Annotated in this window: 10 protein-coding genes; 5 read left to right on the top strand and 5 right to left on the bottom strand. The window is 63.4% G+C overall.

The annotated features are described in order from the left end of the window. Positions 1–209 precede the first annotated feature (209 nt). The gene (locus ACZRN6_RS19615; RefSeq protein WP_464008582.1) at positions 210–461 is read left to right on the top strand and encodes a type II toxin-antitoxin system HicA family toxin; all 252 of its coding nucleotides are present in this window, start codon (positions 210–212) and stop codon (positions 459–461) included. Then, complete coding sequence (locus ACZRN6_RS19610; protein WP_322146233.1) at positions 458–814, top strand: type II toxin-antitoxin system HicB family antitoxin; 357 nt, start codon at positions 458–460, stop codon at positions 812–814. The genes ACZRN6_RS19615 and ACZRN6_RS19610 overlap by 4 nt, the downstream gene beginning before the upstream one ends. On the opposite strand, the gene ACZRN6_RS19605 is transcribed toward ACZRN6_RS19610, so the two are convergent. Continuing rightward, positions 815–1987, bottom strand: coding sequence for an MFS transporter (locus tag ACZRN6_RS19605; RefSeq protein ID WP_322146234.1), 1173 nt, complete (start codon positions 1985–1987; stop codon positions 815–817). Between the two features lie 134 nt (positions 1988–2121). Here ACZRN6_RS19605 and ACZRN6_RS19600 point away from each other — a divergent pair, with 134 nt between their 5' ends. Further along, a complete protein-coding gene (locus ACZRN6_RS19600) occupies positions 2122–2700 on the top strand; it encodes a TetR/AcrR family transcriptional regulator (RefSeq protein ID WP_322146235.1) in 579 nt (192 codons plus the stop codon). Here the strand turns inward: ACZRN6_RS19600 and ACZRN6_RS19595 are convergent. The 4 genes from ACZRN6_RS19595 to ACZRN6_RS19580 form a co-directional block, all read right to left on the bottom strand. Beyond that, a complete protein-coding gene (locus tag ACZRN6_RS19595) occupies positions 2697–4208 on the bottom strand; it encodes an MDR family MFS transporter (protein ID WP_464008581.1) in 1512 nt (503 codons plus the stop codon). The genes ACZRN6_RS19600 and ACZRN6_RS19595 overlap by 4 nt on opposite strands. Further along, on the bottom strand, positions 4198–5328 hold the full coding sequence (locus tag ACZRN6_RS19590; RefSeq protein WP_322146237.1) for an HlyD family secretion protein: 1131 nt from the start codon (positions 5326–5328) through the stop codon (positions 4198–4200). The genes ACZRN6_RS19595 and ACZRN6_RS19590 overlap by 11 nt, the downstream gene beginning before the upstream one ends. Next, positions 5325–6770, bottom strand: a complete 1446-nt coding sequence (locus ACZRN6_RS19585) for an efflux transporter outer membrane subunit (RefSeq protein ID WP_464008580.1) — start codon at positions 6768–6770, stop codon at positions 5325–5327. Before ACZRN6_RS19585 ends, ACZRN6_RS19590 begins: the two co-directional genes overlap by 4 nt. A 114-nt stretch (positions 6771–6884) precedes the next feature. Continuing rightward, positions 6885–7628, bottom strand: coding sequence for an AraC family transcriptional regulator (locus ACZRN6_RS19580; RefSeq protein ID WP_322146239.1), 744 nt, complete (start codon positions 7626–7628; stop codon positions 6885–6887). A 161-nt stretch (positions 7629–7789) separates the two neighbouring features. On the opposite strand from ACZRN6_RS19580, the gene ACZRN6_RS19575 reads away from it, so the two are divergent. Continuing rightward, positions 7790–8590 (top strand): SDR family oxidoreductase, encoded by an 801-nt coding sequence (locus tag ACZRN6_RS19575; RefSeq protein ID WP_322146240.1) that lies wholly within the window; start codon positions 7790–7792, stop codon positions 8588–8590. After that, a complete protein-coding gene (locus ACZRN6_RS19570; RefSeq protein ID WP_464008579.1) occupies positions 8583–10409 on the top strand; it encodes a glycoside hydrolase family 15 protein in 1827 nt (608 codons plus the stop codon). The genes ACZRN6_RS19575 and ACZRN6_RS19570 overlap by 8 nt, the downstream gene beginning before the upstream one ends. The last annotated feature ends 19 nt before the right edge of the window (positions 10410–10428 follow it).

The raw sequence follows: 10428 nt of genomic DNA, 5'->3' as shown, positions 1-10428 counted from the left end.
TTCTTGGGATCCGGGGCAATAGGCAGGAAGCACAAAGGCACGTCGTCCCTATAAAACGAATCCGGAGGGGAAAAATTAGCGGGGGATTGGGGGCGCAGACCACGGTGTCATCAAGGGTTACATCAAACACCGCGTCGCTCGGCGAGGCTGTCCTATCATTGACGCAACCCATCATTTGCAACTACATTTAGTTACAGGCAAGGATCGCCGTGTCGAAAAATGAAAAGCTGCTGGCCAAACTGTTCAATGAGCAATCGGCCTTTACCTGGTCCGAACTCGTCACGCTGCTGCGGCGCCTGGGCTACACGCAAATCGAAGGGGCGGGTAGCCGGGTCAGGTTCGACAAGGGCGACCCCAGTGCAATGATCAACCTGCACAAGCCTCACCCCGGCAACGAACTGAAACACTACATTCGGCGCCAGGTCATCGAACAATTGAAATCAGGAGAACTGATTCAGTGAACAACCAGCTGAAACACAAAGGCTACATCGGCTCCATCGAAGCCAGCATCGAAGACAACTGCCTGTTCGGGAAGCTGCTTTTCATCAAGGCGCTGGTCAGCTACGAGGGAAAAACCGTCGCCGAGTTGGACACGGCTTTTTGCCACGCCGTAAACGACTACATCGAGACCTGCCAGGCCCTTGGGCAAACACCGGAAAAGCCCTGCAAGGGTTCGTTCAACGTCCGTGTCGGCCATGACCTCCACTTGGCCGCTGCCCTCGCGGCAGCCCGGCAAAAAGTGACGTTGAACGATCTCACGCGGCAAGCGCTGAACGAATTCCTGCAACATCGCGGCGCACTGGTGACAGGGTAATCACCCCAACCGCCGATACCCCGACAGCGCCGCCCCCAGCACCACCGCCCCCGCCGCCAGCGCCACCCAGAACCCGCTGGGTGCGCCGAAGTGGTCGATCATCCAGCCCGAGCTGGCAGCGCCGATGGCCACGCCGATGCTCAGGCCGGTGATCAGCCAGGTCATACCTTCGGTCAGGCGGCTCGGCGGGACGATTTGTTCCACCAGGGCCATGGACACGATCAATGTCGGGGCGAAGAACAGGCCGGAGATGAAAATTGCTGCCGCCAACCCGGGAATGTTCGTCACCAGCAACAACGGCAGCGTAGTGATCGCCGTCGCCACGCCGCAGTACAGGAACTGGCGAGGCAACGGGGATTTCAATTTCAGGGCACCAAACGCCAGCCCGGCCAGGCACGAGCCGATGGCATACACCGACAACACAATGCTCGCGGCAGCCGGCTGGCCCTGATGCTGGGCGAAGGCGACGCTGACCACGTCCACCACGCCGACGATGATGCCCATGGCCATCAACAGCACCATCAGGATCAACACCGAGGGCGAAGCGATCAGCCACCGGCCATGCTCTGCGTGGTGTTCATGCACCGGCGGTTCGGTCTGGCGTTGCAGCACGAACGCGGTCACACCCACCGCCAGGAACAGCGCGGCAATCAACGGCCCCGCTTCGGGGAACAACAGCACGCACAAGCCCACCGAGACCGGCGGGCCCACAATGAACACCACCTCATCAAGCACCGACTCCAGGGCAAACGCGGTTTGCAACTTGGGCTGGCCGCGATACAGCGCGGTCCAGCGTGCCCGCACCATGGCCGACATGTTGGGCATGCACCCGGCCAGGGCGGCGAAGATGAACAGCGTCCAGCTCGGCGCCTGCATGCGGGTACAGAGCAACAACAGCAACAGCGCACCGCCGCCGATGGACGCCGCAACCGGCAACACCCGCCCCTGGCCATAACGGTCCACCAATCGCGAAACCTGGGGCGCACAGAACGCCGTGGCCAGCGCGAAGGTGGCCGTCACCGCACCGGCCAGTCCATAACCACCATGCACTTGCGACAGCATAGTGATCAAGCCGATCCCGGTCATGGAGATCGGCATGCGGGCGAGCATGCCCGCCCATACAAAAGCCCTGGAACCAGGCGCCTGGAATAGCTCGGCGTAGGGGTTCGCCATGGTGTGTAACCTCTTCCTGAGCGCCCCGAAACTTGCTATTCACAAGTTTCGGGGCAAAATACATACGGTGCGTATGTGACAAATCATGCGTAACATACGCGCCGTATGTCAATCACCTATTGTGAGCCTTACCCATGAGCCGAGCCCGTGCCGAGATGATTGAAGACACCCGCGCCCGCCTGATCGCCAGCGCCCGCCAGGCCTTCGCCACACACGGCTACGCCCAGACATCGATGGACGATTTTACCGCTCGCGCCGGCCTGACCCGGGGTGCGTTGTACCATCATTTTGGCGACAAAAAGGGCTTGCTGGCGGCGGTGGTTGCCCAGCTCGACGGTGAAATGGACGCGAGCCTGCACCGTATCTCCGAACAGGCCGACACCCCCTGGGACGGCTTCTGCGAACGTTGCCGGGCCTATTTGCGCATGGCCCAGGATGCCGAGATCCAGCGCATTGTGCTGCAGGATGCCCCGGCGGTTTTGGGCGCAACCGACCAGCAGCAATGTGTGGATTCGCTGCGCAGCTTACTTGATGACCTGATGCAAGCGGGCCTTATCGAGCAAGCCTGCAGCCAGGCGTTGGCGAGGCTGATCAACGGCAGCCTGGTGAGCGCATCGCTGTGGATCGCCCAGGATGAACACCCGGGCGAGCGACTGGAAGAAGCCTTGCAAGGGCTGGAGTTGCTGCTGCGTGGCTTGAAACCCTCGGCCTAGGTGCGCCGCAACAGCAACGCCGCCACCGCACAGGCGGCCAACGCCACACACGCCAGAAAGAACGCATCGCTGTAGGCCATTAAAAACGCCTGATGGCGAATGCTCTGGTCCAGCAGGTTCAGCACCACTTGATGCTCCGGCAGTTGTTGCTGCAGTACTGCGCCACCAGGCAGTTGCTGCTGCAGGGCCGGGTCGAACAGCGTCACCGACTCGCCAATGCGCGCCGAATGCACGCGCTCACGCACCACCACCAATTGCGCCAGCAGCGCCGTACCCACCGCACCGCCCAGGTTGCGCAACATCGAGAACACCGCCGAGGCCGACCCGGCCTGCGCCTTGGCCAGGCCATGTACCGCCAGTACCGACAACGCCACCATGATCAACGGTTGGCCCATACCGCGCACCACGATCGAGGGCACGATCACGTTGCTGGCGCTGTCTGCCGACAGGTGCGCGCCCATCCAGCAGCCCAACGCCATGATCGCGAACCCCGACGCCACCAGCATTTTGGCGCTGACCCATTTCATCAGGCGCGGTAGAAACGGCGCCATGATCAGCTGCACCAGCCCATACGCAATCAGGCTCACGCCGATTTCGCGGGCGTTGTAGTGCTGCAATTGCGACAGGTAGTTGGGCACCAGAAACACCAGGCCGTAGGTGCTGGCGCCAAAGATAAACATCGCCACGCTGGCCACGCCAAAGTTGTAGTGCCCCAACAGTCGCAGGTTGATAAAGGCATGCTTGCCCCATAACTGACGAGCAACGAAGCCGATCAATCCCACCACCGCCACCAGCGTCATCCACACGATATAGGGCGAGCCAAACCAGTCCTTGCGCCCGCCCTCCTCCAGCACAATCTGCAACGCCCCCAGCCCCAGCACCATGCAGCCGATACCCAGCCAGTCGCCCTGGCGCAGCAGGCTCAGGTTCATCGGCTGGCGGTCGATGGACCAGGCCACTGCCGCCAGCAGCGCGACCCCCGGGAACAGTTGCAGGTAGAAGATCCAGCGCCAGGAATACGCGTCGGTCAGCCAGCCGCCAATCGACGGCCCGGCCGCCTGGGCAACGCTGTTGGCCAGGCTGAACAACGCCATGCCCAGCGGGATCTTGCTGGCGGGCAGCTCAGTGATGATCAGTTGGAATGACAACGGGATCAGCACCGCCCCGGCTGCGCCCTGAACCACCCGGATAACAATCATCACTTGCAGGTTCGGCGACAGCGAACACGCCACCGAAGCCACCAAAAATATCCCGGAGCCCCACAGCATCACGCGGCGCAGGGAGAACACCTGCACCAGCCAGGCCGTCAGGGGGATCATGATGATTTCCGCCACCAGGTAGGCCGTGGAAATCCATGAGCCTTCCTCAAACGTTGCGCCCAGCGCGCCTTCGATTTCCGGCAGCGCCGCGCTGGTGACGTGCACGTTCATCCCGGCCATGAAGCAGCCGAACAGCCCACCGATCACCGCGACCCAGGCGCGAAACGGCACACGCCCTTCAACCTCCATGGACGTGCTCCTGCGCGCTACCGGGCCGGGTATCGACCGTGGCGATGACCGACATGCCCGGCAAAACCCGCGATTCACCAGGCTCCAGGCGGATCTTCACCGGGAACCGCTGGACGATCTTGGTGAAGTTGCCGGTGGCGTTGTCTGGCGGCAACAGCGCAAATACCGCACCGGAGCCGGGAGCGATGCTTTCCACTTTGCCGCGCCAATGCGCACCGGCAAAACTGTCCACCGCGATTTCTACCGACTGCCCGGGCGACATGTGCTGCAACTGGGTTTCCTTGTAGTTGGCAATCACATAGGCCTGCTCCACCGGCACCACCGCCAGCAGCGGCAGGCCGGGCATCACGTATTGCTGGCGACGGACCTTGCGCTGGCCTACCACGCCATCGAAAGGCGCACGGATCTCGGTGTCTTTCAGCGCGTTGCGGGCCAGGGCCAGATTGGCCTGGGCTTCGCCGATGCGCGCCTGGTGTTCAAGGATTTGCGCCTGTGCCTGTTGACGGCGCGCCTGCACGACCTGCAGCTGTGCCTGCTGGCGCGCTACCTGAGCGCTCGCTTGTGCCAGCGCTGCCTGAGCCTGGGCCTTACTGGCACTGACGGTTTCCAGGTGCTGGGCGCTGGCGACCTGTTGCGCGACCAATTCACGATAGCGCTGGTAATCGAGCCCCGCGCGCCGGGCCTCGGCCTCGCCGCTGCTCAAGGCCGCGCGGGCCTGGGCAATACGTTGCCGTTGCTCGCTCATTTGTGCGTCGAGGGTTTGCACCGAGGCCAGTTGCGCCGTCGCCGCCGCCTGCGCCTGTTGCAATTGCGCCTGGGCGCTGTTGAGCCGCTCGGTAAAGTCCCGGTCGTCGATACGCACCAACAGGTCACCGGCCTTTACCGGCTGGTTATCCTCCACCAGCACCTGGGCCACATACCCGGCGATCCGTGGGCTGATGGCGACCCAGTCGGCACGCACGTAGGCGTCGTCGGTTTCTTCAAGAAAGCGCCCCCACTGCCACCAATACCCGGCAAAGGCTGCCAGCCCCAACAGCGTGGCGAGCGAGGCCGTGGCTATCAGGGCGCGACGATGGCGCTGCATAACGGACAGGCGAATGGGTTCAACAGCCTGGTTCATGGCTTCGCTCCAGCAACGATAGGTAAGGGGGCGGTTTGTTCGTCACGCTGCCAGCCGCCACCGAGGGCCTGGAACAGGTCGATCTGGCGGTTGATCAAACGCAGGTCGGACTCGGCCACACGGGCTTCAAGGCCTACAAGGCTGCGTTCACTGTCCAGCAGTTGCAGCGCATCCAGCGCGCCGGCGTGGTAGCCACGGGAGGCCAGGTCAAAGGCATGGCGGTTGCTGCCCAGGGCAGCGGCCAGCGCCTGGCGCCGCTGCTGTTCGCCCTGGTACAAGGCCATGGCCTGTTCAACCTGCTTGAGCGCGGTGAGCACTGTGCCGTCAAACTGTGCCAACGCCTGGCGGGCTTCGGCCTGGCTCTGCCTGACGTGCGCCTGGGCGACTTGCCGGTTGGGAAAGCGCCAGGACACCAGCGGCCCCACGGAGTACACCGTTGCATAACTGTCCCCCAGTTTGCCCAGGCTGCTGGCAGACGAACCAAGCATCGCGCCGAAGGTAATCCGTGGGTAAAGCTCGGCCCGCGACAGCCCCACCGTGGAATTGGCGGCGCGCAGCTGCCCCTCGGCGCGACGGATGTCTGGCCGGCGCTGCACCAGCGCCCAGCCCTCGCCCACCGGCAGCGGGGCTTGCAACTGCGGGCCTTGGGCACAGCTGCGTGGGGTGACCTGCTCCGGCGGCAAACCACTGAGCACGGCCAGCTCATACAGCGCGCTGCTGCGCCGGGCCGCAAACATCGGCAAGGGCGCACGGGTTTCTTCCAACAGGCCTTGCAGGCGGCTCAGGTCCAGCTCCGTCGCCGCGCCGGCCTGTTGCAGCTTGTGCGTGAGCGCCACGCTTTGCTCCAGCACCTGCACCGAGTGCGCTTGCACCTGCTGCTGCAACCCATACACGCAGGCCTGGGCGTAAGCGCGGGCGGTCTGCGCGGCCACCGTCACCCGCAACTCGTCTTCCAGCGCCCGCGCCACTTGGGCATCCGCGCGCGCTGCGGCAATGCGATAACGCACCTCACCCCACAGGTCGAGGGTGTAGCTCAGGGAAAATTCAGGCGTGTGGCTCCATTGCGCACCGGCATGACTGCGGGTGGCCTGGGCCAGGGTCTGGTCGTCACGGCTGCGACCGTAGGCCAGGCCGTAGTCCAGGGACGTGGCCGGCAGGCGCTCGCCGTCTGCCTGTTCCAGCCGCGCCAGCAAGGCATCGACATGGGCCGCGGCGGCTGCAAGGTCTTTGTTCTGGCGCAGGGCCCGCGCCACCAGCGCATCCAGCTGCGGGTCGCGGTACAACTGCCACCAACGGGCGGGCAACGCCTCGGCGGATTCGGCCGTGAGCCGCGGGGCGGGCTGCGCCGTGACGGTGGATGGCTGGCCGGACACGCCACTGCACCCGGCCAGCACGCTTAACAGGGCGATGGGCATCCATGGATGAAAAGAAGGGCTGTGCATCACAAGGCTCGCTCAAGAAGGAGCCTTGCAGGTTAGGCAGGTGGCCTGTCCGATTCGCCAGCGTCAGGGCCATGTATCGTCGCTAAACGGACAATTGCGTTACCTGACGCAACACTAAGCCCCCGGGCGAAAATGACTGGGTGGATAGCCCAGCGAGCGACGAAACATCGCACTGAACGCACTCGGGCTCTGATAACCGTGCTCCAGTGCCACCTCCAGGATCGACACGCCCTGGGCCAGCGACTTCAAGCTCAGGGCCAGCCTGGCGCGTTTGCGCCATTCGCCGAAGCTCATGCCCAGCTCGCGCTGGAACACCCGGCTCAGGGTACGGGCGCTCATGTTCAGGCTGTCGGCCCAGGATTCCAGGCTGCTGTCGTCGGAAGGGTTGCGGATGAAGTGCGTGCATAACCTCGCCAACCGCGCCTCGCCGGGCACCGGCACGTGCATCGCCACCACTGGCGCGGCAAGCAACTCCATGCGGATCAACTCGACCATTGCCTGCAGGCGCGGGCTGTTGTGCCCGGCAATCTGCGTGGCCGCGACAATCAACTCGCGCAGCAACGCCGACACTTCGATCACCTGGCAGGTGCGGCCCAACCCCGGCTCGGCCTCGGGCATCAGGAACAGCGTACGCATGTGCACTTCGCCGGCCATGCGGATTTCGTGCGGGGTGCCGGCCGGCACCCACAGCGCATGCCCGGACGGCACCAGCCAACTGCCCTGGGCGGTGCTGACCACCATCACCCCGGACACCCCATGGATCAACTGCGCCTGGGCATGGCAATGGGGATGCACCACGTCGTCATTGCGGTAATTATCGGCGTAGGCTTCAAGCCATGGGCGGGGTTGGCTGTTCATCGGCAAAAGGCTCGGATCAATCAAGGGTTGATTCTAGCGAAAAGCCCCGTGGCGAAAACGATAGATATAGACAGCCATCGTCGCATTCAAGACAGCCGGTGAACTTGTGGCCCACGCCATCAGTCAGCTAATTGGGCTCTTTGAGAAAGGTTGGGTGGGCAATGCGCATTTCGTTGGAGCAACAAGTAGCGCTGGTCACCGGCGCCAGTTCCGGGATCGGTGCAGGGGCTGCCAAGGCCTTGGCCGAGGCCGGCGCCGCCGTGGTGCTGAACTACAACGCCCAGGCGGCGCCGGCACAAGCGTTGGCGGCACAGATCAATGCCAACGGCGGCCGGGCGATCGCGATTGGCGCCGACGTGTCGAAAGAAGCCGATGTCGAGCGGCTGTTTGCACAAACCCTCGAGGCGTTCGGGCACCTGGACATCCTGGTGGCAAACTCGGGCATGCAAAAAGACGCCGCCGCCGTCGACATGACCCTTGAGGACTGGAACGCGGTAATCGGCGTCAACCTCACCGGCCAGTTCCTCTGCGCCCGCGCCGCGTTGCGCATCTTCAATCGCCAGGGCATTCGCGAAGGGGTGTCCCGGGCCGCCGGCAAGATCATCCACATGAGCTCGGTGCATCAGCTGATCCCCTGGGCCGGGCATGTGAATTACGCCGCATCCAAGGGCGGCGTCGAGATGCTGATGCGCACCCTCGCCCAGGAAGTCAGCCAGCAGCGCATCCGTATCAACGGCGTTGCACCCGGCGCGATTCGCACTGCCATCAACCGCGCCGCCACCGAAGGCGCGGCCGAGGTGGAGCTACTCAAGTTGATTCCCTATGGCCGCGTGGGCGACGTCGAAGACGTGGCCAATGCGGTGGTGTGGCTAGCCAGTGATGCCTCCGACTACGTGGTGGGCAGCACGCTGTTCATTGATGGCGGCATGAGCCTTTATCCGGAGTTTCGCGGCAATGGTTGATCTGAAAAACGAACCACAAAGTGCCATCGACGCCCACGGCATCATTGGCGACATGCGCAGTGCGGCGCTGGTGAACGACAAAGGCAGCATCGATTTTTTCTGCTGGCCGGAGTTCGACAGCCCGTCGATTTTTTGCTCGCTGCTGGACTCCCCAGCGGCCGGGATATTCCAGCTCACGCCGGACCTGCCCGACGCCCGCCGAGAGCAGATCTACCTGCCCGACACCAACGTGCTGCAAACCCGCTGGTTGAGCAACGAGGCGGTGGTGGAAGTCACCGACTTTTTGACCATCAGTGAAAACATCGACGACCTGCCCCTGCTGATTCGCCGGGTGCGGGTGGTCAGCGGCAAAGCCACCTTCCATATGCGTTGCGCCGTGCGCCATGACTACGCCCGTGCCCCTACCCGAGCCACGCTGGATGACGCTGACGTGTGCTTTGAAGCGGCTGGCCAACCGGGCCTGCGCCTGATCGGCAGCCACGCCATGCAACTGGACGGCGATGCCGCCGTCGCCACCTTCGACCTGGGCCTGGAAGAAGGTGCCGAATTTGTCCTGGGTGGGGCGGACGACCCCCGCGTAAAAAACGAGGGCAGCGACCTGTACCTGGACCGCACCCTGAAATTCTGGCGCGGCTGGATCGCCCAGTCCAACTACCGTGGGCGCTGGCGCGAAATGGTCAACCGCTCGGCCCTTGCCCTTAAGCTTCTGACCTCGCGAAAACACGGCGCAATCGTCGCCGCCGCAACGTTCGGCCTGCCGGAAACACCCGGCGGCGAGCGCAACTGGGACTACCGCTACACCTGGATCCGCGATGCCTCATTTACCGTCTACGCCTTTATGCGCCTGGGGTTTATCGAGGAAGCCAACGGCTACATGCGCTGGTTGAAAGGCCGCGTCGGTGACTGCTGCGACCAGCCGATGAAAATCAATATTCTGTATGGCATCGACGGTCGCCAGGAGCTTCCGGAAACCGAACTGACCCACCTCAGCGGCCATGGCGGCGCGCAACCGGTGCGCATCGGCAACGAGGCTTACAACCAGCTGCAACTGGATATCTATGGCGAGCTGATGGACGCGGTGTACCTGGTCAACAAATACGGCGAAGCCATCTCCCACGAGGGCTGGAGACACACCGTGGAAGTGGCCGACCAGGTCTGCGAAACCTGGAACCACAAAGACGTCGGCATCTGGGAAATGCGCGGCGAGCAGCATCACTTCCTGCATTCACGGCTGATGTGCTGGGTGGCCCTGGACCGGGCGATTCGACTGGCGTCCAAGCGTTCGCTGCCGGCGCCGTTTGCCCGCTGGGACCAAACCCGCCAGGCGATCTACGCGGACATCTGGAGCAACTTCTGGAACGAAGAGCGCGGGCATTTTGTGCAGTATATCGGCAGCACGGCGCTGGACGGTTCGATGCTGTTGATGCCGCTGGTGCGCTTCGTCGCGGCGACGGATCCGCGTTGGTTATCGACCCTGGAAGCGATCCAGAAAAGCCTGGTGCGTGACGGCATGGTGTACCGCTACCGCAACGACGACAGCCAGATTGACGGCCTGCAAGGCACCGAAGGCGCGTTTGCGGCGTGTTCGTTCTGGTACGTGGAATGCCTGGCCCGGGCCGGGCAAGTGGAGAAGGCGCACCTGGAATTTGAACAGTTGCTGCGCTACGCCAATCCGCTGGGGTTGTATGCAGAGGAGTTTGATAACCAGGCACGGCACTTGGGCAATACGCCGCAAGCCTTGAGCCATTTGGCGCTGATCAGTGCGGCGACGTTTCTGGACCGCAAGTTGAGCGGGGAGAAAACGGTTTGGCAGCCGTAAGGCCGAGCACTCTCTGACC

It is taken from the genome of Pseudomonas sp. A125 (genome assembly GCF_055409485.1).
The sequence above is the reverse complement of the archived record's forward strand: the minus strand, read 5'-3'. Positions and strand labels throughout refer to the sequence as shown.

Coding starts and splice junctions, on each gene's coding strand:
- ACZRN6_RS19595 (WP_464008581.1), bottom strand. CDS start 4,208: ATGGAGGTTGAAGGGCGTGTGCCGTTTCGCGCCTGGGTCGCGGTGATC.
- ACZRN6_RS19585 (WP_464008580.1), bottom strand. CDS start 6,770: ATGCACAGCCCTTCTTTTCATCCATGGATGCCCATCGCCCTGTTAAGC.
- ACZRN6_RS19605 (WP_322146234.1), bottom strand. CDS start 1,987: ATGGCGAACCCCTACGCCGAGCTATTCCAGGCGCCTGGTTCCAGGGCT.
- ACZRN6_RS19590 (WP_322146237.1), bottom strand. CDS start 5,328: ATGAACCAGGCTGTTGAACCCATTCGCCTGTCCGTTATGCAGCGCCAT.
- ACZRN6_RS19575 (WP_322146240.1), top strand. CDS start 7,790: ATGCGCATTTCGTTGGAGCAACAAGTAGCGCTGGTCACCGGCGCCAGT.
- ACZRN6_RS19600 (WP_322146235.1), top strand. CDS start 2,122: ATGAGCCGAGCCCGTGCCGAGATGATTGAAGACACCCGCGCCCGCCTG.
- ACZRN6_RS19570 (WP_464008579.1), top strand. CDS start 8,583: ATGGTTGATCTGAAAAACGAACCACAAAGTGCCATCGACGCCCACGGC.
- ACZRN6_RS19580 (WP_322146239.1), bottom strand. CDS start 7,628: ATGAACAGCCAACCCCGCCCATGGCTTGAAGCCTACGCCGATAATTAC.